The organism is Nonomuraea insulae, from assembly GCF_042656245.1.
The window spans coordinates 61,173-82,752 of record NZ_JBHSPA010000048.1 but is presented as its reverse complement, the minus strand read 5'-3'; the positions used below and the strand labels follow the sequence as shown (position 1 = coordinate 82,752).

Genomic DNA, 21,580 nt, shown 5'->3' with positions numbered 1-21,580 from the left:
TTTCAGATCTTGTACGCCCCCCACCTCCCCGAACGGGTTCACCGCCTACGTCTCGCTCGCCAGGACGTCACCCTGGCGGCCACGCTCATCCACCGAGCTCCCGAGCAGCTCCACCTCACCCGGCGAGTCCGTCGAACGCACCCCGGCGTGCAGCACCAGCGGCACGGCCAGCGCCACCGCCATGGACAGCACGGCGGTGCCCGAGTCGTTGACCAGCATGCCCACCACGCCGCTGACCAGCGCGCCGACCAGCCCGGCCCGCAACATCGGCGCCTGCGCGAACGCCCTGGGCACCACGCCCGCGCTCACCTGCCCCGGCCGCAGCACCGCGAAGATCAGGAACGCCAGCCCGGCCAGGACGATCGGCATGAGGTTGGGCGAGAGCATGGTGTTCAGCATGGCGCCGAGCTTGCGCGCGATCATCGGCAGGAACGTCCCGTCGAGCACCTGCCCCACGAACCTGCCCAGGTGCGTCTGCGAGGCCGGCGGCCGCAGGTGGTCGAGCACGGCGATGACCGACACCGCCACCCCGCCCAGCACGCAGAACCCGACTACCTTCAGCACCGACACCTTCTTGCCCGCGACGAGCAGCGCGGTCACGGCGATCCCCGGCACGAACGCGATCACGCCGCCGAAGTCGCTGCCGATCCCTGGCCAGCCCGCCAGCAACATCGCCGCCACGCCCAGCCCGGTCACCCCGGCCACCGCGAGCCGCGTGCGCCCCGCGCGTACGAGGTTCTCGGCGGCCACGGCGGCGCCCATGAGCACGGCGGTGGCCAGCAGCGCGAACGGGATGTTCGCCAGCCCGTAGAAGCGCCCGCCGACCACCGCGGTGTACCCCATGAGGCTGTTGAACTGCATGGTCGTCCCGGTCAGCAGGTCGCCGACGAGCACCACGGCGTTGATCGCGGCGACCGCGGCCGGCGGCCCGAGTGGGTCGCGCCGCCACGGTCCCAGCAGGGCGATCGCGGCGAGGACCGCCGTGACCGCCAGCACCGCGCCGACCAGCGTCACCACCACGTACGGGCTGCGGTCCCACGGCAGCAGGTTCACCACGTACGTCGAGACGGGCACGCAGGCCAGCACGATGGCGACGGTGCCGATCAGGCCGAGCTTCCTGCGGCGCGAGAGCAGGAAGTAGGACACCGCGTAGAAGGCGACGGTGGTGACGGCGAAGGCGGTGAAGAAGATGCCGGTCATGCCGCGCACGGTGGTGCCCGCCATGTCGGACCTGACCAGGTCGGCCGGGGTGACGGGCTCGCCGAGCCGCCACGGCAGCCCGATCACGCTGTCGGGCGGGGTGATCCCGGCGGCCAGCATGATCGTGGGCGTGGCGTCGGGCAGCACGACGAGATCATCCCGCCTGGTGGAGTTGGCTCCGATCGCCGGGCCGCCCTCGGTCGCCCCCGCCACGTCGGTGACACCGGGGCGCATCCACATCGCCACCCGCAGGTGCGGGACGGAGCCGTGGTCGCCGACCCCGGCCAGCACGATCTCGGTGCCGGCGGGCAGCCGGTCCAGCGCCGCGCCCACCTGGCTGTCGGCCTGGCGGGCCAGCTCCCGCCGCCGCTCGGGCGAGAGCGCCTCGGGCTCCTGCGACAGCTTCCCGTCCGTCAGGTACGGCTCCACGAGCGCGGACACGTCCACGGCCAGCACCTTGCACTTCGACCAGTCGGCCAGCCCGCCCGGCTCGGAGGCGTACAGGTCGACCCGGCCCTCCTTGTCGGCCAGCGCCAGCGCCGCGCCCCGGCCGACGGCGGCCGTGCACTGGCCGGCGGCGTGCACGGCGGAGCCCAGTGTCCCCGCGAAGGTCCCGTCACGGGCGCCGAGCAGCTCACGCACCTCGGGAACGACCGCGCCCGCCCCCTGGGCGACCGGCTCGGGCGGCAGCCCGCAGCGGTGCCCCACGGCCGAACGCACTCCGGCCGACACCGACAACCATCCGTCGTACGGGCAGGTCACGGTGCCGACGGCCTTGACCGACACGGACCCGATCCCGCTCCGCCCCGCCAGCTCCCACAGGCGGGGTGTGTTCCGAGCGTCGAGATCGTCCCACGTCAACCCGGGCACCCCGATGAACGCCACCCTCCCCCCGTCGTTCCCGGACGCCTGGGCGGCCGCCGGAGCCGACCACCAAAGCGCCGAGGCCACCACGAGCAGCAGCATCCATCTCACCGTCTTGCCCCCATCTGGACATGGCGATCGACCAGGACGCGGGCCACCCTACCGGTCAGGCAGCGGGTTTGACGGTGATCAACCGAGTCAGGGCCGCATCGTAGGAAGGTTCGAGCCAGTAGTCCGAGTGCCACCTCGTCTGGGGCAGCGGTTCGCCGGGCCCGGGCCGCCGCGGATCCCAGCAGAACCGGTCCACCGCGTCCCGTTCCCCACCGGCGAACGGATCGACCCGGCGGAAGGCGGGCCCGCCGATGGGGTCGCTCAGCCGGTAGAGATTGCACCAGGGCACGGCCTCGCGTACGGCGGCCAGCCCCGGGTCACCGAAGTAGGCGGGGAAGAAGCAGGTGTACAGGCGCCGCAGCGGCGACCCGTGGGTGAGCATCCTGACGCGCTCCCGCAGGGTGGGGTCGAGTTGCAACACCACGGCGGCGGAGATGACGGCCCCCTGGCTGTGCCCCGACAACACGACCTCGTCCCGCTCGTTCCTGGCGAGCGTGCCGACGCGGGCCATCAGTTCGGGGACGACCCGCTCGGTGTAGCAGGGCGGCGACAGCGGGTGGATCGCCCGGGGCCAGAAGGTGGACAGGTCCCACACGATCCCGACCGTCCTGCGCAACCGTGAGTCGCTGTACGTCCTGCGCCCGACCAGCACCAGCCCGAGGGCGATCGCCACCATGACCCAGCTCCCGATCGAGGCCAGCACGTCCGCCAGCCCGTCGTGCGGCCTGAACCAGCCCAGCCCGTAGACCAGGGCCACCGCCGCCGACCCCGCGGCCCCGATCCCGGTGAGCACCCCCAGCACGAGCCCGGACCGGTCGGTGAGCGAGGCCAGCGCCCACGTCCCTGCGACCACCTCGGCGTCGTCGCGCTCCAGGTAGTAGGGCTTCAGCTCCGGTTCCAGCCGCGCCGCCACGTTCCTGCGGATCAGGTACAGCACGCCCGCCACCACGGCGAACCCCACCACCAGCAACGGCACCAGCGCCGCCGTGCCCCAGACCGGGTCGTCGAGGAACAACGTCCGCTCGACCGGCCCCGGCTCCGAGGCGGACCCCGGCACGCCGAAGTATCCCGCCGTCGAGAACAACACACCCAGCGCCATCACGTTCGCGCTGCCGGCGGCCAGCATGAGCACGAACCAGGCGGCCATCCCGCCCATCGCCCGCGGTTGCGACGGCCGATCCATGCGCGCCAGCACGCCGGTGCCGACCAGGATGAACAGCCCGAGCGCGAGGGTGAGCGCGTACTGGAACGCGCCGATCCCCACGCCGGGAAGCCGCCACACGGCGCTCCCCGCCGCGCGGGAGGACGCCGCCGCGCCGAGCGGCATTCCGATCAGCGCCGCCCCGATCGTGGCCAGGAACGCCGCCGGCGCCGCCACCCGCAACACCTGGCACGCGAACGGCAGCCACACCGGCGCCCGCCTGCCGGAACGCGGATCCACCCGGCGGGCGATCCACGGCAGCGTCGCCAGCACGGCGGCGGCGACCTGCACGCCCGCGTTGGCCACGGTCAGCGCGAACCCGGGCTCAGTCCCCGCGAACGGCCCCGACACGGCCACCCCGATGGAGGCGATCGCGAAGGCCACGTGCACCACCCGCAGCCGCCACACGGGCGCGCCGCCGTCCCACAACCGCGGCCTGGCCAGCAGCACATCGCCCGGCGGGCCCGCGGGCGCGCCGACGTCGGCGGGGACGAGCGTGCGTTCGTCCCGGTGCCAGGTGCGCCGCGCGATCCACCACAGCAGGACGACCATCAGCAGCGGCACCAGCGCCGTGACGGCCAGCCGCTTGGACGGCTCCTCCCCCCACAACACGCTCAGCCACCGCACCCACCAGGGAGTCTCCTGCGATGAGCACGCCCGCCCTGCGGCCGTGCACTGCCAGCCGACGAGATCAACGCACGCCCGCGTCACCGCGCCGACGAGCGTGCCGGTGAGCAGCAGCGCGAACAGGCGCTGCGCCGCCTCCACCGCGTGCCGCAACCGCGCCCCCGCAGCGGGCCTGGGCAGCATGAAGTAGGACAGGTTCGCCAGCGAGAACGGCAGCAGAAGCAGCCACAACGCGATCGTCCTGCCGCCGGAGGTGAGGTTCCCCCAGGCGTAGGCCTCCCGGTGGCGGACGCCGGGCACGTCGGGATGCTCGTCCGACGGCCGGGAGCCCGGCCACCAGCGGCGGTAGAACCCGGTGGTGCCGTCGCCCGAGACGAGCCGGGGATGGGGGTGGTTGAGGATGCCGGCCGGGGGCGTGCCGGAGACGCCGTGCACGCGGAGCTCCGTCACACCTCCGCAGGTCTCATCGAGAAATCCGTCCATAAAACAAGGATCTAATTACAGTCAGTGACGAGTCAACTACTCAGGCGAAGGTAGCGTAAACCCCGTCCCTGCTCATGAGCTCCTCATGGGTGCGGATCTCGACGATACGACCTTACGACTTCGTCGCCCCGGCCGTGAGGCCGGTGATCAGATGACGCTGAACCAGCAGGAACACCGCCCCCGCCGGGATCGCGATGAGCACCGCGGAGGCGGTCATCAACCCCCAGTCCGACCAGTGCTGGCCGATGAACTGCTGCAGCCCGACGCCGAGCGTGCGCTTCTCCTCCTGCGACATGAACACGGTGGCGTACCCGACCTCGCCCCAGGCGGTCATGAAGCAGTAGAAGGCGGTCACCGCGATCCCCGGCCGCGCCAGCGGCAGCACCACCCGCCAGAAGACGCCGAACGGGGTCAGCCCGTCCACCATCCCCGCGTGGTCGATCTCCACCGGCACGGTGTCGAAGTAGCTCTTCATCATCCAGGCGCAGAACGGCACCGCGATCGTCATGTACGCGATCACCAGGCCGGGAATCTGGTTGAGCAGCCCGAGCCCGGCCATCAGGTTGTACAGCGGGACGATCAGGATGGCGACGGGGAACATCTGGGTGATCAGCAGCAGCCACATCACCGAACGATGGCCGGGGAAGCGGAACCGGCTGACCGCGTACCCCGTGGTGGCGGCCAGGAACACCCCCAGGATCATGGTGAGCCCGGCGGTCAGCACGCTGTTGAGCAGCCACCGCGGGAACTCCGTGGCCGTCAGCACGCGGATGTAGTTGTCCAGCGAGGTGCCGTTGAAGAACTGCAGCTCGGCCGACAACCAGCTGTCGCGCGGCTTGAGCGACGTCAGCACCAGCCAGACGATGGGGAACAGGGAGATCGCGACCGCGAGGAGCAGCCCGGCGTGCAACCCGATGGAGGCCGCAGGGCCGCGCTCGCCACGCCCGCGGGTAGTCGTGCTCACCAGGGATCTCCTTGACTGCGCAGGGTACGGCGATAGCCGACGGCCAGCACGACCAGCATGGCCAGGATGATCACGCCCCAGGCCGCCGATCCCGAGTAGTTGCGGATGCCGGTGAACGCCTCGCGGAAGGCGTAGGTGACCAGGATCTCCGTCTCGCTGCCCGGCCCGCCCCTGGTGACCAGGAAGATGATCGGGAACATGTTGAACGTCCAGATCGTGCCCAGCAGCACCACCGTGGTGGACACCTGCCGCAGCCCCGGCAGCGTGATGGCCCTGAACCGCTGCCAGGGGCCGGCGCCGTCCACCTCGGCCGCCTCGTACAACTCGGCCGGGATCGACTGTAGCCCGCCCAGCAGGGCGACCATCATGAACGGCACCCCGATCCACACGTTCACCGCGATCACCGCGATCTTCGCCGTGGTCGGGTCGTCCAGCCACCCGACCCCGCTGATCCCCGCCATCTTGAGGAAGCCGTTGATCACGCCGTAGTCGCTGTTGTACAGGTAGCGCCAGATGAACGCGGCCACGAACGCGGGCACCGCCCACGGCAGGATCAGCAGCACCCGGTAAACCGAGCGGAAGGCAAGGCGGCGGTTGAGCATCACGGCCAGGCCCAGGCCGATGCCGTAGTGCAGGCCGACGCAGACCGCCGTCCACACCACGGTCCAGAGCAGCTTGTCCCAGAACAGAGCGCTGGTCAGGATCTGCAGGTAGTTGTCCAGGCCGACGAACTCGTAGGTGGACGGGATCACGTTCACCCCGATGGTGCGGCCGATGTTGGCCTCCGTCGCGTCCGTCAGCGACAGGTAGAGGCCCCGCGCCAGCGGCCAGCCGATCAGCACCAGCATCACGGCCAGCACCGGCGCGATCATCACCCACGCGTACCAGTGGGTGGACAGCGAGCGCCGCAACCGGCCCGGGCTCTCACGGCGATGGCCGCGGGCGGACTCGCCCGCGGCCCCCGCCTGTCCGCTCGACTGTCCGGTCGACACGGCCACCGGTCAGCTCCAGTCCTTCATGATGCCGCGGTACTGCTCATCGACCTTCTTGAGCATGTCCGCGGGGGCGGACGTGCCGCCCACCAGCGACTGGTAGCCCTCCAGCAGCGGCTGGAAGAGCTGGCCGCCCTCGGGGATCCAGGGCCGCGCGACCGCCGTGTCCATGATCGGCTTGAACACCGCCACGTCGGCGTTGCCCTGCACGTCGGGGCTGGAGTAGGCGGAGGTGCGGGTGGGCAGGAGGCTGATCTCCTTGGCGATCTTCGCCTGCGCCTCGGCGGTGGTCATGAACCGGACGAACTCGTAGGCGGCCGGGATGTTCTTCGACCCCGCGTAGATGGCCAGGTTCCAGCCGCCCGTGGGCGCCCCCGCCTTCACCGACCCGGCCGGGACCGGGGCGATGCCGAGGTTCTTCTTGTCCTTGAACTCCTTGCCCTGGTAGATCTCCGACAGCGCCCACGGCCCGTTGTAGATCATCGCCGCCTTGCCCTCCTTGAGGGCGGTCATGGCGTTGGCGTAACTCTCCGTGGTGGCGGGCTTGGGTGCGGCGCCGGAGGTGATCAGGTCGGAGACGGTCTCCATGGCCTTCACGTTCGCCGGGGAGTTGACCACGATCTTCTTGTTGGCGACGTCGAGGAGGTCGCCGCCCTCGCCGTACATGAAGGGCAGCAGGAAGTAGGAGTCGACGTTCAGCGCCAGCCCCGCCACGCTGGTCTTGGCCTTGACGTCGAGTGCGGTCTGCTTCAACTCCGCGATCGTCTTGGGGGCCTCCTCGTGGCCGGCCTCCTTCAGCAGGCGCTTGTTGTAGATCAGCGCGAGCGTGTCGGTGACCTGCGGCACGGCGTAGGTCTTGTCGTTGTACTTGGTGCTGCTCAAGGGCCCCGGCAGGAAGTCGTCGGGTTTGTCCACGGCCCTGCTGCCGTCCAGCGGCTGCAGATATCCCAGCGAGGCGAACTGCGGCGTCCACGCCACCTCGGACCGGATCACGTCCGGCGCTCCCGAACCGGCCTGCGCGGCGGTCTGGAACTGGTTCTGCGCCTGGTCGGAGGGCACGTTCACATATTTGACCTTGACCTGCGGATACTTGGCCTCGAACTCCTTGATCAACGCCTGGAAGGTCGGCCCCTCGCTTTCCGGACGGGTCGTGTCCCACCAGGTCAGCTCGCCGCTCACCTTCGACGGGTCGGAGGCCGACGCGGCCGGAGCGGCCGTCTCACCACCGCCGCCGCCACAAGCGGACAGCGCCAGAGCGAATGCCGCAACGACTGCCGCGGCTGGTAAGTGTCGTCGCATAGGTCCTTCTCCTCACAGCTCGGTCGGAGGTCGGAGTAAGCCGGAGGTTACGCCGCCGTGACGCTCACCGGTAGATGGAGTCGTAAGGTTTCTGCAAGTTGTTACATTGATTCTTCCTAGCGGATATCTCCCGCGCTTCGGGCATTTCCGCAGGTCATCGCCACTGATACGCGCCGCCCCTCATTGTGAACCCTCCTCCGCCCTGCGTCTGCTGGCGCGCGCGCCAGGTTGGGGTTCCCGACATTTCAGAAATTTCCAGAAAGGATTGCAAAGATCGAGTGGGGTGAGTAACTTCCGGGCAACACCCTCGAAATGACGACTTGTGGAGGCCATGGTGCTCTGGCCATTACCCGTCGCGTCCCGGCTGCTCAGCGCCGGTCTCACCACCGTCCTGCTCCTGTCGGGCGCCCCCTCCGTCGGGCCCGGGGCGGACGTCAGGACCGCCGCCTTCCCGCATCACCTCCGCCCCGGCGGGAACGACGACGACGGGGGGCCGCACGTGCGGGGCGGCGCCGCCGAGGGGGCGAAGAACCTGAGTGCCATCGACAAGGAGCTGCCCGCCGTCCAGTTGCCGGCGGAGCGGCGACCGGCCGCCACCGGCGTCGATCTGGGCCAGGCCAGGGCCCACTGGATCGACCGGGACACGGTGGCCTGGCAGGCGGAGCCGTCGGCGCGGCACTTCCTGGCCTTCAGCGCCAAGGGCGACATCGCCTACGCCGGCGGCGATCTCACCGGTGACCTGCGGCTCATCCGGCTCGTCCCCGGCACGCTGAGCGACGAGCAGAAACGGCAGTGGCCGCACCTGGCGTCGTACGCGGCCTTCAAGGTGGACCCCGGGGACGCCGGCCTCGTCCGGCGGGCGCTGCGCGGCCAGGTCGTGGCCGTGCGGCGGGACACCTCCGGCACGCTGCTGACGGCGACGGGCGTGCAGATCCCTGGGGTGCTGGACGACCTGTACGCCAAGGCCGCGACCGCGAAGCTGGGCCCGTCCGGTGGGAGGCTGGCGCTGTGGGCGCCGACCGCGCGGAGGGTGGACCTGGCCCTGTACGGCTCCGGCGGCCGCACCGTGCACGCGATGCGGCGCGACGACGAGACCGGCGTGTGGTCGATCCAGGGTCCGCTGGCGTGGCTGGGCCGCGAGTACACCTACCTCGTCACGGTCTACTCCCCCAAGGCCGGAAAAGTCGTGACGAACGAGGTCACCGACCCGTACAGCCTGGCCGTCACCACGGACGGGGTGCGCAGCCGGCTCGTCAGCCTCGACAGCGCCTCGCTCAAGCCCCCGGGCTGGGACCGCCTCGCCAAGCCCGGGCCGGTGCCGCAGGACCGGGCCTCGATCTACGAGCTGCACGTACGCGACTTCTCCGCCTCCGACGCCACCGTCCCGGCGTCGCTGCGCGGCACGTACGCGGCCTTCGGAGGCGACTCGGCCGGGATGCGGGAGCTGCGCTCGCTGGCGGCCGACGGACTGACCCACGTCCACCTGCTCCCCGTGTTCGACCTCGCCACGATCCCCGAGCGCAGGGCCGACAGGACCGAGCCGGCGTGCGACTTCGCCGCGCTGCCCGCCGACTCCGAGCGGCAGCAGGAGTGCGTCGCGCGCACCGCCGTCAAGGACTCCTTCAACTGGGGCTACGACCCCCTGCACTACACGGTGCCGGAAGGCTCATACGCGACCGACCCCGACGACCGGACCAGGGAGTTCCGCGGCATGGTCGCCGGACTCAACCGGGCCGGGCTGCGCGTGGTCATGGACGTGGTCTACAACCACACCCACTCCACCGACGTGCTCGACCCGATCGTGCCCGGCTACTACCACCGCCTCCTGGACGACGGCAGCGTGGCCACCTCCACCTGCTGCGCCAACACCGCGCCCGAGCACACGATGATGGGCAGGCTCGTGGTGGACTCGATCGTCACGTGGGCCAGGCAGTACAAGATCGACGGCTTCCGCTTCGACCTCATGGGCCACCACCCGAAGGCGAACCTGCTCGCCGTCCGCCGCGCCCTCGACTCGCTCACGCCCGCCAGGGACGGCGTGGACGGCAGATCGATCATCCTGTACGGCGAGGGCTGGAACTTCGGCGAGGTGGCCGGCGACGCCAGGTTCGAGCAGGCCACGCAGGCCAACCTGGCCGGCACCGGCATCGGCACGTTCACCGACCGGCTGCGTGACGCGGTGCGCGGCGGCGGCCCGTTCGACGAGGACCCGCGCGTGCAGGGCTTCGGCTCGGGGCTGGCGGGCGCGCCCAACGGCTCCCTGGCCAACGGCACGGCCGAGCAGCAGCGGGCGCGACTGGCCGACTACGGCGACCTGATCAGGATCGGGCTGACCGGGAACCTGGCCGACTACGTGCTGCCGTCGGGCAGGAAGGGGTCGGAGGTCGACTACAACGGCTCGCCCGCCGGGTACACGGCCGCGCCCGGGGAGGCGGTGACGTACGTGGACGCGCATGACAACGAGACGTTGTTCGACGCGCTGGCCTACAAGCTGCCCCAGGAGACGCCGATGGCCGACCGGGTCCGCATGCAGGCGCTGTCGCTGGCCACGGCCGTGCTCTCGCAGGGGACGACGTTCGTGCACGCGGGCAGCGAACGGCTGCGCTCGAAGTCGCTCGACCGCAACTCCTACGACTCCGGCGACTGGTTCAACCGGCTGTTGTGGGACTGCGCGCAGGGCAACGGGTTCGGCTCCGGCCTGCCGCCGCGCGCGGACAACGAGGCCAAATGGCCCTACGCCCGCCCGCTGCTCGCCGACCCGGCGCTGAAGCCGGACTGCGCCGCGATCAACGCCGCCCGCGCCAGGTACGGCGAGCTGCTGCGGATCCGGGCGTCGTCCCCGGCGTTCGCGCTGGGGTCGCTGGCCGAGGTGCGGGGGCGGCTGACGTTCCCCTCCTCGGCGGAGGGTGTGATCGCCATGCACGTCGGCACCGGCGGCCTGGACCCGCGCTGGAGGTCGGTCACGGTCGTCTTCAACGCCACGCCGTCGGAGCACACGCAGGCGATGCCGTCGCTGGCGGACCGGGAGGTGTCGCTGCACCCCGTACAGGCGGGCTCGTCCGACCCGATCGTGCGGCGGTCGTCCTTCGACCCGGCCACCGGCGCCCTGACGGTCCCGGCCCGCACGGTGGCGGTGTTCGTCGAGACCTGAGCGCTCGCGGTCAGGTCGCCTCCTGCGCTTGGGATCTGAGCACTAGCGGGTCAGGCCGCCTCCTGCGCTGTGGACCTGAGCGCTCGCGTCAGGTCGCCTCCTGCGCTTGGGGACTTGAGCGCTCGCGTCAGGTCGTCTCCTTCGCTTCGGGCCAGCCGTGTTCCAGCAGGTCGAAGATGGCGTTCATCGCGGCCAGAGGGTCGGGTTCCGCGCCCGCGAGCTCGGGGATCTCCAGGACGTAGCGGGCGAGAGTGCGGATGGTCATGTCGGAGGGGTCGCGGCCGCTCCCGGCGGCGATCGCCTCGGCCAGGGCCGCCTCGCCGGCTATCCAGAGCCTGCGTGAGTATTCGCGCAGGGCGGGCGTGCTGACGATCAGGTCGCGCTTGCGACGCAGGTCGGCCGGGAGATCGTCGGCGAAGGGCCCCCGGCCTGCCAGGCAGTGGCGCAGGGCCCGCAGGATGGACTGGCCGGCGGGCCGGTCGCGGATGGCGGCGACCAGCCAGACGGATCGTTCGGCGCCGTCGTCGAAGATCAGCGCGTCCTTGCCGTCCGGTACGTGCGCGAACAGGGTGGCGATGGAGACGTCCGCCTCGTCGGCGATCTGAGCGACGGTGACGCCGTCGTAGCCGTGCTCGGAGAACAGCCGCAACGCGGCGTCCGACAAGGCCCGGCGGGTCTGTGCCTTCTTACGCTCGCGGCGTCCCATCGTCGTCGGCATGCCCTCATCGTAGCGATACCCGGAACGCATCTGAATCTATAGTGATTATAGTTTCAGAGCCAGTTCAGATTTCTGTCGCAAGGAGCCGGACATGTCCCCCTGGGACGTACGACGCCTGCCACGCGCCGAGGGCAAGAACTTCCTCGTCACCGGCGGCAACGCGGGCATCGGATACTTCGTCGCCGAACAACTCGCCGGCACCGGCGCGACCGTCGTCCTCGGCAGCCGTGACGCCGCCAAGGCCGAGGCCGCGCGGTCCTCGATCCGCGCCCGCGTCCCCGGCGCGCACATCCGTCACATCCCCCTGGACCTCGCCGATCTCTCCTCGCTCAAGATCTCCGCGGATGCCCTGCGGCTGGAAAGACTGGACGCGGTCGTCTGCAACGCCGGCGTGCTGCTCGACCGGCCACCACGACGCGAGACCGAGGACGGCCACGAACTGATGTTCGCCACCAACCACCTTGGGCACTTCGCGCTGACCTGGTGGCTGGCGCCCCTGCTCGCGGCCGCACCCGCGAGCCGCGTCGTCACCACCGGCAGTTTCACGGCCAAGTCCGAGACCCTGGACCTCGACGACCTGCAGAGCACGCGCGACTATCGGCCGAAGCGCGTCTACGCGCGCTCCAAACTCGCGCAGATGCTCTTCGGCCTCGAACTCGACCGCCGCCTGCGCGCCGCCGGCAGCACGACGCTGAGCGTGATCACCCATCCCGGCGGCGCACTCGACTCCCTCACCCCCTCACGCCCGCCCGTCCGCCTCAGAACCACCGGCGAACGACTGCGCGGCCTGCCCGCCGGCCTCCTCCTCCAGGGCAAGGAAGCCGCCGCCTGGCCCGCCGTCCGGGCCGTCCTCGACCCGTCCGTACGCGGCGGCCAGCTCTGGGGACCCCGGACCTTCGGGATCCGCGGCCTGCCCACGCCCGAGCCCGTCCGAGGCCCCCTGGCCGACACCGAGCTCGCGGCCCGCCTCTGGTCCGCCAGCTCCGGCCTGACCGGCCTCGATCCCAGCTCGATCCTCGGTTAGGCGGACCGGGTGCGACCGCCCCGGCTGTACGGCCGGGGCGAGCAAGCGGGCCGAGTGCGGCTGTACGGCCGGGGCGGAGAAGCGGGCCGGGTGCGGCCGTACGGCCGGGGCGGGCAAGCGGGCCGGATGCGGCCGGGGCGGGCAATTCGCGGGGGTCTAAGTGTGGCCCGGGCGGGTAGCGGGAACGTTCATGACGAACACCCCGCATCACTGGCAATGAGCCGCACGACGGCGCAAACTGTTAAAACGGCGATCGCGTGGAGCAGTGGAGCACCCGTGGACAATTTCCTTGATCACATGCCGGTCCTGTCCCGCGGCAGACATCGCAATCCCAAACGCGGTGCCTGCTTCATGGAACTGGCCTCCTACCTGGCAGGGGAGCGCTGGAGCGACCATCCGGCCTGCACGCATCCGCTGCTGGCCGCACTCGCCCGCCTGGTCAACGACAACACCGGTGACGAGAGCCGCGCCAAGCTCGTCCAGTTGGTGCCCTCCATCATCGGCCTGGCCAGCGACGACCTGCGCGTGGACGCGCGCATCGCGCTCCGCTGCGCCACCACGGCCCTCCCGGTGGCCGCCGCCGAACGCCAGCTCGCCCTGGCCGTCTCGGTGCTGGCCGCGGAGGAGATGCTCGCCCGGCTCGACGGGACACCGTCGGGCACCCTGAGCGAGCGCAGCCGCCGCGCCATGGAGGAGGTCCCGCACGCGGCCGAACAGGCCAGGCGCTTCAGCCGTGCGGCCCGCATCACGGACAAGGGCTTCCGCCGGTACGCGGCGCCGAACGCGGTGCAACTCGCCGTGGTGGGGGTCGTACAGGCGTGCATCCCCGACCCGGACGCACTGCTGCGCACGCTGCTGGAGGAGACGATCACGGACTGCGACGCCCTGATCCGCGGCCAGGAGAGCGAGACCTCCGCTGTCGCGCCCCCGGTCCACGCCTGATCCTGTTTGACGCCGCCGTGAACCGACTCAGGGTTTGCGGCGGCCGGTCAGAATCGCGGGATCGAAGGAGACAAGGCACGGCTGGGTCAGAGTGAGCACCTCACCGGCTTTCGCGGCCGTGGCAAGCTCGTAACGCCCCCCACGCAGATGGAACACCTCGACCCAGGGTGCGCCGTCCCCTTCGAGCTCTACGCGTATGAAGGTGGGAATGCCGGCTGCCGCGCATTTGGGCGGTTTGATCTCGTAGTCGCGTTTCTTGTTCCCCACTCCGGGGCTCACGACCTCGGCCACTGCGACGACGTCGGGGAACGAGATCCCCTGCATTCCAGAAGTCATCACCTCCGCATCCGCAACCACGACGTCGGGGATGAGGCCATCGTCACCCACCAAGGTTCCGACCGCTTCGGCCACCTCAAGATCGTCCGGCGCCGCGTCAAGAAGCACACGCGCCAGCCGCCCGGCGCAGATGGCATGATTGGGGGCTGGCACGCCCTGCACCACGAGACTCCCGTCGATCAGCTCCATGCGCTCCCCGGTTTGGGGCAGCCTGAGCCACTCATCGGCGGTGTAACCGGCGGTTTTGGTGAGCGGGAACAGGGGCGTATGGCTGGGCGGCGGATGCGCGATCAACCAGCCCTCATTCGGCAGAGCACTCATGTCGTCGCCACCTTCCATATACCGAGTCTCGCACGCCATGACCTTAGGCGGCCATCCGCATTCGCGCGATCACACCGAGTGACGTGATCACATTACCATCGCTTGACCCGGATCGCCCTCCCTCTGCGAACATTCGTTCACTCTCCGTGAGGAGCGCAGGCCAGGCAAGCCTCTCCTTCGTTGCGAACCCCAGTTCGGATATGCCACATTTAGGGGAGAAATCATGTAATTGGAGGACATACATGACCATCGAGCTCGCCCGGCCACACTCCCCCGAGCAGCACCACAACCACCGGGACGTCACCGGCGGCTGGCTGCGGCCGGCGGTGTTCGGGGCGATGGATGGGCTCGTGTCCAACTTCGCGCTGATCGCCGGAGTCGTCGGGGCAGCCGGGGCCGGGCAGGGGGCGGTGCTGGCCGGGTGCGCCGGGCTGATCGCCGGGGCGTGTTCCATGGCGGCCGGCGAGTACACGTCCGTGAAGTCCCAGACCGAGCTGATGCGGGCCGAGATCGCCGTCGAACGCCGGGAACTGGCGCGCAACCCCGTCGGCGAGCGTGCCGAGCTGGCGGCACTCTACCGGTCCCGCGGGCTCGACCCCGAGCTGGCCGAGCGGGTGGCCGAAGGGCTGTCGGCCGATCCTGAGCAGGCGTTGCGGGTGCACGTACGTGAGGAGCTGGGCGTCGACCCCGACGACCTGCCCTCCCCCTACCTGGCCGCCGGCTCCTCCTTCTGCGCCTTCGCCGCCGGGGCCCTCGTGCCCCTGGCGCCGTTCCTGTTCGGGGCGTCCGGTCTGGTGGTGGCGCTGGTGGTGAGCGTGCTGGCGCTGTTCGGCTTCGGCGCCGCGGTGGCGGTGATGACGGCACGCCCGTGGTGGCTGGGCGGCCTGCGCCAACTCGCCCTGGGCATCGGCGCGGCCACCGTCACGTTCGGCCTGGGCCACCTGCTCGGCGTGACGGTCTCTTAACGGCACCCCGCTCAGCCCGATGACCGCCCGGGTCACATAGCGGCACCCCGCTCAACCTGATGACCGCGCGGGGCTCATGAGACGGCACCCGCTCAGCCTGATAACCGCCCGGGGCTCATGACAGCACCCCGCTCAACCTGATAACCACGCGGGATCCATGACGGGACCCGCTCAGCCTGATAGCGCGCGGGCGACGGCCGCCAAGCCGTTGTGCCGTTGTGGCCGTCCGGAGGGCCGTTTTACGGGTGCCTTGAGGGTCCTACGGGCGGCTGGAGGGCCGTTACGGACGGTGGAGGGCTGCTATGGGCGGCTGGAGGCGGCCAGTTTGATGCCGAGGCCGATGAGGGCGATGCCGGTCAGACCGTCCACCGCGCGGCGGACGGCCGGGCGGGCGAACAGCTTGCGGAGCGCGCCCACGACGTTCGCCACCACCAGGAACCAGGCGACCGTCCCCGCCAGCGCCACCACCGACAACATCAGCGCGGACGCCCCGGAGCCGAGGAACTGGGGCACCAGGGCGATGAGGAACAGGGCTGCCTTCGGGTTGAGCACGTTCGTCAGCAATCCCTCCACGAACGCCGCCCACGAGCCGCGTCCTCCAGGATCCGGGACGTCCAGCGAGAGGGTCCCGCCCCCGCGCCGGGCCGCGCGCAGTGACTTGATCCCGAGGTAGAGCAGGTAGGCGGCCCCCACCACCTTGACCACCGTGAACACGACAGCCGAGGCGGCCAGAAGCGCCGCGATGCCGGTGGCGACCGCCACCACCCAGGCGAACACGCCCACCGCGATCCCCGCCGCGGCCGCCATGCCGTGCCCGCGTCCCGAGACGGCCGAGCGGCGCACGACCACCGCGAAGTCGGGGCCGGGTGACATCGCCCCAAGGAGAATCACTCCGCCGAAAGCCGCAATCTGCGCCATAGAGGTCATGACGTCCACCTTACGAGCACACAGCCCTCCCGGATCGAGATCACCACCCCTACCCGGCCAGCACCTCACCCTCCCGACCAAGGTCACGACATCCACCCGGCAGGCTACAGCCGGGGGTCGGGGAGGCGTGGCCGGGCGCCCCCGGCGGGTTGGGGTCGGGGAGGCGTGGGCGGGCGGCTGCGTGACGTGGAGCGGGTCGATCTGCGGGGCGGCCGTCCGGGCTTGTCAGCGCTTGCGGTGCCACTTCTTGAAGATGGTGCGCAGCGTGAGCAGCAGCACCACCGCCACGAGCTGCCCGCCGATGACGATGCGGTTGACGTCGATGGCGGGCCGCCACAGCGCGTCGCCGTCCTTGAGTACGAACACGCCGGCCGGAGTGGCGCCGAAGCCGAAGCCACCGCCGCCGCCTCCGCCCTCCTCACCTTTCTCCCCCTTGCCCTGACCCTGACCTCCGCCGCCCCCTTGGGTGAGCCTGGCTACGGGGATGACGACGATGTCGCCGTGCTGGATCGGCTCGCCGAAAACGCGCTTGACGGTCGCGATGTCCTTCGACTTCTCCAGCAGTTCCATGATGTCCATCCCCCCATCGTGGCCCCGGCCCGCCGTCCCGTCGAACATGGGTTTCCGTCAGTCGAACGTGGTGGAGATCTCGTGCCAGCCACCAGGCGGGATGTCCGCCGCCGGCTCAGGCCCCCAGGACCCCTTCTCGTACGGCAGAGGCCGATCCGCCAGGTCGAGCACCGGCTGGACAATCCGCCACGACTCCTCCACCAGGTCGAACCTGGCGAACCTGCGCGCATCGCCGCTGAGGGCGTCGGTCAGGATGCGCTCGTAGGCGGCCTCCATGGGCCCGAGCACCTTGGTGAAGTCGACGCTGACCGGCACCGGGCGGGTGTGCTGTTTGCCCGGCTCCTTGGCCAGCAGGTCGAAGGTCACCCCGGCGTCGGGCTGCAGCCGGAACCTGACGAGGTTGGGGCTGTCGGGCGCGCCGCCGTTGCCGAACATCGTGACCGGCGGCCTGCGCAGCTCGGCGACGATCTCCAGGTCGGTGGTCGGCATGGCCTTGCCGGAGCGGATGCACCACGGCACCCCGGCCCAGCGCCAGTTGTCGATGTAGGCGCGCAGCGCGACGTAGGTCTCGGTGGTGGAGCCGGGGCGGACGCCGTCGGTGGAGAGGTAGCCGTCGTATTGGCCGCGCACCACGTCGGCGGGCGTGACGGCCTGGACCGCGCGCAGCACCCGCCACTTCTCGTCGAGCTGGGCCCGGGCGTCGGTGGAGGGCGGCGGGTCCATGGCGAGGATGGCCAGGAGTTGCAGCAGGTGGTTCTGGACGACGTCGCGGATGGTGCCGTTGGCGTCGTAGAAGGCGCCCCGGTCGCGTACGTCGAAGTCTTCGGCCATGGTGATCTGCACGCTGCGGATGTGGGCGCGGTTCCAGATGGGCTCCAGCAGCGTGTTGGCGAACCTGAAGACCATGAGGTCCTCGACCGGCTCCTTGCCCAGGAAGTGGTCGACCCGGCGCAGGTGATCCTCGTCGAAGAATTGGAGCAGTTCGCCGTTGAGGCTGCGGGCGGAGGCGAGGTCGTTTCCGAACGGCTTCTCCACCACGAGCCGCGCGTCCTTGTTGAGGCCCGCCCCGGCCAGCCCCTCGGCGACCGCGGAGAAGAGCGACGGCGGGGTCGCCAGGTAGTGGACGAGGAAGCCCTTGCCCTCGACCTCCTCGCGCACCCGGGCGAACGTGCCGGGGTCGCGGTAGTCGCCGGCGACCAGCCGCAGGTTGCCGGCCAGCTTCTCGAAGGCCGCGTCGCTGACGCCGCCGCAGGCCTCGCGGGCGTGCTCGCGCAGCCCGTCGAGGTCGAGGTCGGTCTTGGCCACGCCGATGATCGGCAGGTCGAGGCGGCTGTCGGCGGTCAGGTGGTAGAGCGCGGGCAGCAGCATCTTGCGCGCGAGGTCACCGGTGACGCCGAACAGGACCAGCGCGCCCGCCTGGTCACTCTCCTGCTCCATCTCAGACCCGCCTTCCGCGCAGCTCCCGGTATTTGCGGATGAGCTCTTCCGTGGAGGTGTCGGGGAAGGTGGTGGGCGGCTCGTCGGAGGTGAGCGCGGGCGCCAGGTCGAGCGCCATCTTCTTGCCCAGCTCGACGCCCCACTGGTCGAAGGAGTCGACGCCCCAGATCGTGCCCTCGACGAAGACGATGTGCTCGTAGAGGGCGACGAGCTGGCCCAGCGTGGAGGGGGTGAGCTTGGGCGCGAGGATGGTGGAGGTGGGGCGGTTGCCGGGCATCACCTTGTGCGGGACGATCTCCGCCGCGGTGCCCTCGGCCGCGATCTCCTCGGCGGTCTTGCCGAACGCCAGCGCCGTGGTCTGGGCCAGGAGGTTAGCGATGAGCAGGTCGTGCATGCCCTCGCGGTCCTCGTGGGGCTCGGCGAAGCCGATGAAGTCGGCGGGGACGAGCCGGGTGCCCTGGTGCAGGAGCTGGTAGAAGGCGTGCTGGCCGTTGGTGCCCGGCTCGCCCCAGAAGATCTCGCCGGTGCTGACCGTGACGGGGGTGCCGTCGGCGCGCACGGACTTGCCGTTGGACTCCATCGTGAGCTGCTGGAGGTAGGCGGGGAAGCGGTGCAGCCGCTGGCTGTAGGGCAGGACGGCGCGGGTCTCGGCTCCGAAGAAGTCGTTATACCAGACCCCGAGCAGGGCCATCAGCACCGGCATGTTGGCCTCGAACGGGGCCGTGCGCAGGTGCTCGTCCATGGTGTGGAAGCCGGCGAGCATCTCGCGGAACCGCTCGGGCCCGATGGCGATCATCAGGGACAGGCCGATGGCGCCGTCGTAGGAGTAGCGGCCGCCGACCCAGTCCCAGAAGCCGAACATGTTGTCGGTGTCGATGCCGAACTCCTGCACCTTGGGCGCGTTGGTGGAGACGGCCACGAAGTGCTTGGAGACGGCGTCCTCGCCGAGCGCGTCGACCAGCCAGCGGCGCGCGACCTTGGCGTTGGTGAGCGTCTCGAGCGTGGTGAAGGTCTTGGAGCTGACCACGACCAGCGTGGTCGCCGGGTCGAGGCCGGCGAGGTTGCCGGTGATGTCGGCGGGGTCGATGTTGGAGACGAACCTGGCCGTGATGCCGGCGTCGGCGTAGTCGCGCAGCGCCTCGTAGGCCATGGCGGGGCCGAGGTCGGAGCCGCCGATGCCGATGTTGACGACGGTCTCGATGGGCTTGCCCGTGGCGCCCTTCCACTCCTTCGATCTGACCTTGTCGGAGAAGGCGCTCATCTTGTCGAGCACGGCGTGCACGTCGGCCACGACGTCCTGGCCGTCCACGACGAGCTCGGCCTCGCGCGGCATGCGCAGGGCGACGTGCAGGACCGCGCGGTCCTCGCTGACGTTGATGTGCTCGCCGCCGAACATGGCCGCGATCCGCTCGCGCAGGCCCGCCCGCTCGGCCAGGGCCGTGAGCAGGTCGATGGTCTCCTGCGTGGCGCGGTGCTTGGCGTAGTCGAGGTAGAGGTCGCCGGCGGTGACCGTCATGCGCGTGGCCCGCCCGGGGTCCTGCGCGAACAGCTCCCGCAGGTGGCTGCCGGCCAGCTCCTCGTGGTGCTTGCCCAGGGCCGCCCATTCCTGGCTCTGGGTGATGTCGCCGCTCACGTGTTTCCTCCTCGCGTCGCCAAGCCGATCATGCCTGGGTCCATCGTCCCGTAACCCCGTACCCCGCGTCGTTGATTCCGCGCATGGCGCAGTGGAGTCTTTAAGCCCTCAGTGGGACTCGCGGCCCACGTGGTCGCCGCTGGAGCCGATGAGAAAGTCGAGGTCCGCGCCGCGGTCGGCCTGGGTGACGTGCTCGACGTAGAGGCGTTCCCAGCCGCGTACGGGAGCGGCGTATCCGGTCGTGACCGGCGGCCTGGCGGCGAGTTCGGCGTCGGGTATGTCGACATCGAGGCGCCGGGCGGCCACGTCGAGCACGATCGGGTCGCCGGTGCGCACCCTGGCCAGGGGCCCGCCGGCCGCCGCCTCGGGGACGGTGTGCAGGACGACGGTGCCGTACGCGGTGCCGCTCATGCGGGCGTCGCTGATGCGTACCATGTCGCGCACACCCTTCTCCAGCAGCTTGGCGGGCAGCGGCAGGTTGCCGACCTCGGGCATGCCCGGATAGCCCTTGGGCCCGCAGCCGCGCAGCACCAGCACCGAGGTCTCGTCCACGTCGAGGTCGGGCGAGTCGAGGCGGGCCTGCACGTCTTCGACGCTGTCGAAGACGACGGCGCGGCCGCGGTGGCGCAGCAGCTCGGGCGAGGCGGCGGCGGGTTTGATCACCGCGCCGCCTGGGGCGAGGTTGCCGCGCAGGACGGCGATGCCGGCGTCGGGCAGCAGCGGGTTCGAGCGCCGCCGGATGACGTCCTCGTCCCAGATCTCGGCCCCGGCCAGGTATTCGACGAGGGGCCGGCCGGTGACGGTGATCGCGGCCGGGTCGAGCAGGTCCTCGACCTCCTTCAGCAGGGCCGCCAGTCCGCCCGCCCTGAACAGGTCGTCCATCAGGTGCCGCCCGGCCGGTTGCAGGTCGGCCAGCAGCGGCACGCCGGAGCCGGTGCGGTCGAAGTCGTCCAGCGACAGCTCGACGCCGAGCCGGCCGGCGATGGCCAGCAGGTGCACGACGGCGTTGGTGGAGCCGCCGACGGCGGCCAGGGTGACGATGGCGTTGAGGAAGGAGCCCCTGGTCATGACCTGGCTGGGACGGCGGCCCTCCTTGACCAGCTCGACGGCCAGGCGGCCGCTCTCGTGGGAGCGTTCGAGCAGGCGGCTGTCGGGGGCCGGGGTGCCGGCGGTGCCGGGCAGGGTCATGCCGAGGGCCTCGGCCATGCAGGCCATGGTGGAGGCGGTGCCCATCGTGTTGCAGTGGCCGCGGCTGCGGATCATGGACGACTCGGAGCGGAGGAAGGCCTCGCGGGAGAGCGTGCCGGCGCGTACCTCTTCGCTGAGCCGCCACACGTCGGTGCCGCAGCCGAGCGGGGCGCCGCGGAAGTGGCCGGTCAGCATGGGGCCGCCGGGCATCACGAGGGAGGGCAGGTCCACGGAGGCGGCGGCCATGAGCAGCGACGGGATGGTCTTGTCGCAGCCGCCGAGCAGCACCACGCCGTCGATGGGGTTGGCGCGCAACATCTCCTCGGTCGCCATGGCGGCCAGGTTGCGCCAGAGCATCGCGGTCGGGCGCACATTCGTCTCGCCGAGGGAGACGACGGGCAGGTTGAGCGGCACGCCGCCGGCCTCCCAGACGCCGTGCATGACGCTCTGGGCGACCTCGTTCAGGTGGGAGTTGCAGGGGGTGAGATCGGAGGCGGTGTTGGCGATCGCGATGTGCGGTTTGCCGCCCTCGAAGGCCTCCTGCGGCAGTCCTCGCCGCATCCATGCCCGGTGTATATAGGAGTTCCGGTCATTTCCTGCATACCAGCGCGAACTTCTGAACTCCAT

The 21,580-nt window shown here is 70.7% G+C and carries 16 protein-coding genes; 4 read left to right on the top strand and 12 right to left on the bottom strand.

Annotation, left to right across the window (positions count from 1 at the left end; genetic code table 11):
• Positions 1–45: 45 nt before the first annotated feature.
• The 5 genes from ACFPZ3_RS38625 to ACFPZ3_RS38605 form a co-directional block, all read right to left on the bottom strand.
• A complete protein-coding gene (locus tag ACFPZ3_RS38625) occupies positions 46–2,175 on the bottom strand; it encodes a hypothetical protein (protein WP_379519307.1) in 2,130 nt (709 codons plus the stop codon).
• A gap of 55 nt (positions 2,176–2,230) precedes the next feature.
• Positions 2,231–4,486: a hypothetical protein gene (locus ACFPZ3_RS38620; RefSeq protein WP_379519306.1), complete on the bottom strand. Its 2,256-nt coding sequence runs from the start codon at positions 4,484–4,486 to the stop codon at positions 2,231–2,233.
• Between the two features lie 112 nt (positions 4,487–4,598).
• Positions 4,599–5,450 carry a sugar ABC transporter permease gene (locus tag ACFPZ3_RS38615; RefSeq protein WP_379519305.1) on the bottom strand — a complete coding sequence of 284 codons (852 nt, stop codon included), beginning with the start codon at positions 5,448–5,450 and terminating at the stop codon, positions 4,599–4,601.
• Positions 5,447–6,448 carry a carbohydrate ABC transporter permease gene (locus tag ACFPZ3_RS38610; RefSeq protein ID WP_379519304.1) on the bottom strand — a complete coding sequence of 334 codons (1,002 nt, stop codon included), beginning with the start codon at positions 6,446–6,448 and terminating at the stop codon, positions 5,447–5,449. Before ACFPZ3_RS38610 ends, ACFPZ3_RS38615 begins: the two co-directional genes overlap by 4 nt.
• 3 nt (positions 6,449–6,451) lie before the next feature.
• A complete protein-coding gene (locus tag ACFPZ3_RS38605) occupies positions 6,452–7,741 on the bottom strand; it encodes an extracellular solute-binding protein (RefSeq protein WP_379519303.1) in 1,290 nt (429 codons plus the stop codon).
• A gap of 334 nt (positions 7,742–8,075) precedes the next feature.
• On the opposite strand from ACFPZ3_RS38605, the gene pulA reads away from it, so the two are divergent.
• Complete coding sequence (pulA, locus tag ACFPZ3_RS38600; RefSeq protein ID WP_379519302.1) at positions 8,076–10,892, top strand: pullulanase-type alpha-1,6-glucosidase; 2,817 nt, start codon at positions 8,076–8,078, stop codon at positions 10,890–10,892.
• A 127-nt stretch (positions 10,893–11,019) separates the two neighbouring features.
• Here the strand turns inward: pulA and ACFPZ3_RS38595 are convergent, their stop codons facing one another.
• Complete coding sequence (locus ACFPZ3_RS38595; protein ID WP_379519301.1) at positions 11,020–11,610, bottom strand: TetR/AcrR family transcriptional regulator; 591 nt, start codon at positions 11,608–11,610, stop codon at positions 11,020–11,022.
• Positions 11,611–11,701: 91 nt separating this feature from the next.
• Here ACFPZ3_RS38595 and ACFPZ3_RS38590 point away from each other — a divergent pair, with 91 nt between their 5' ends.
• Positions 11,702–12,634 (top strand): SDR family NAD(P)-dependent oxidoreductase, encoded by a 933-nt coding sequence (locus ACFPZ3_RS38590; protein WP_379519300.1) that lies wholly within the window; start codon positions 11,702–11,704, stop codon positions 12,632–12,634.
• Between the two features lie 276 nt (positions 12,635–12,910).
• Positions 12,911–13,576, top strand: a complete 666-nt coding sequence (locus ACFPZ3_RS38585; RefSeq protein ID WP_379519299.1) for a hypothetical protein — start codon at positions 12,911–12,913, stop codon at positions 13,574–13,576.
• 27 nt (positions 13,577–13,603) lie between these two features.
• Here the strand turns inward: ACFPZ3_RS38585 and ACFPZ3_RS38580 are convergent, their stop codons facing one another.
• A complete protein-coding gene (locus ACFPZ3_RS38580) occupies positions 13,604–14,233 on the bottom strand; it encodes a Uma2 family endonuclease (RefSeq protein ID WP_379519298.1) in 630 nt (209 codons plus the stop codon).
• A gap of 242 nt (positions 14,234–14,475) precedes the next feature.
• Here ACFPZ3_RS38580 and ACFPZ3_RS38575 point away from each other — a divergent pair, with 242 nt between their 5' ends.
• On the top strand, positions 14,476–15,198 hold the full coding sequence (locus tag ACFPZ3_RS38575) for a VIT1/CCC1 transporter family protein (protein WP_379519297.1): 723 nt from the start codon (positions 14,476–14,478) through the stop codon (positions 15,196–15,198).
• A 300-nt stretch (positions 15,199–15,498) separates the two neighbouring features.
• Here ACFPZ3_RS38575 and ACFPZ3_RS38570 read toward each other — a convergent pair whose 3' ends face one another.
• From ACFPZ3_RS38570 to ACFPZ3_RS38550, 5 genes are all read right to left on the bottom strand, one after another.
• Entirely contained in the window at positions 15,499–16,125 is a 627-nt protein-coding gene (locus ACFPZ3_RS38570) for a LysE family translocator (RefSeq protein WP_379519296.1), read from the bottom strand.
• Positions 16,126–16,350: 225 nt separating this feature from the next.
• Complete coding sequence (locus ACFPZ3_RS38565; RefSeq protein WP_379519295.1) at positions 16,351–16,704, bottom strand: GerW family sporulation protein; 354 nt, start codon at positions 16,702–16,704, stop codon at positions 16,351–16,353.
• A gap of 48 nt (positions 16,705–16,752) precedes the next feature.
• A complete protein-coding gene (gene zwf, locus ACFPZ3_RS38560; RefSeq protein ID WP_379519294.1) occupies positions 16,753–18,132 on the bottom strand; it encodes a glucose-6-phosphate dehydrogenase in 1,380 nt (459 codons plus the stop codon).
• 1 nt (position 18,133) lies between these two features.
• A complete protein-coding gene (gene pgi / locus ACFPZ3_RS38555) occupies positions 18,134–19,765 on the bottom strand; it encodes a glucose-6-phosphate isomerase (RefSeq protein WP_379519293.1) in 1,632 nt (543 codons plus the stop codon).
• Between the two features lie 108 nt (positions 19,766–19,873).
• Positions 19,874–21,580, bottom strand: a complete 1,707-nt coding sequence (locus tag ACFPZ3_RS38550; protein WP_379519292.1) for an IlvD/Edd family dehydratase — start codon at positions 21,578–21,580, stop codon at positions 19,874–19,876.

Bases quoted from the DNA above. Each gene is read 5' to 3' on its own strand.
- ACFPZ3_RS38620 (WP_379519306.1), bottom strand. From the start codon at position 4,486: ATGGACGGATTTCTCGATGAGACCTGCGGAGGTGTGACGGAGCTCCGC.
- ACFPZ3_RS38605 (WP_379519303.1), bottom strand. From the start codon at position 7,741: ATGCGACGACACTTACCAGCCGCGGCAGTCGTTGCGGCATTCGCTCTG.
- ACFPZ3_RS38595 (WP_379519301.1), bottom strand. From the start codon at position 11,610: ATGCCGACGACGATGGGACGCCGCGAGCGTAAGAAGGCACAGACCCGC.
- ACFPZ3_RS38590 (WP_379519300.1), top strand. From the start codon at position 11,702: ATGTCCCCCTGGGACGTACGACGCCTGCCACGCGCCGAGGGCAAGAAC.
- ACFPZ3_RS38580 (WP_379519298.1), bottom strand. From the start codon at position 14,233: ATGAGTGCTCTGCCGAATGAGGGCTGGTTGATCGCGCATCCGCCGCCC.
- ACFPZ3_RS38575 (WP_379519297.1), top strand. From the start codon at position 14,476: ATGACCATCGAGCTCGCCCGGCCACACTCCCCCGAGCAGCACCACAAC.
- ACFPZ3_RS38570 (WP_379519296.1), bottom strand. From the start codon at position 16,125: ATGACCTCTATGGCGCAGATTGCGGCTTTCGGCGGAGTGATTCTCCTT.
- ACFPZ3_RS38565 (WP_379519295.1), bottom strand. From the start codon at position 16,704: ATGGACATCATGGAACTGCTGGAGAAGTCGAAGGACATCGCGACCGTC.
- zwf (WP_379519294.1), bottom strand. From the start codon at position 18,132: ATGGAGCAGGAGAGTGACCAGGCGGGCGCGCTGGTCCTGTTCGGCGTC.
- ACFPZ3_RS38550 (WP_379519292.1), bottom strand. From the start codon at position 21,580: ATGGAGTTCAGAAGTTCGCGCTGGTATGCAGGAAATGACCGGAACTCC.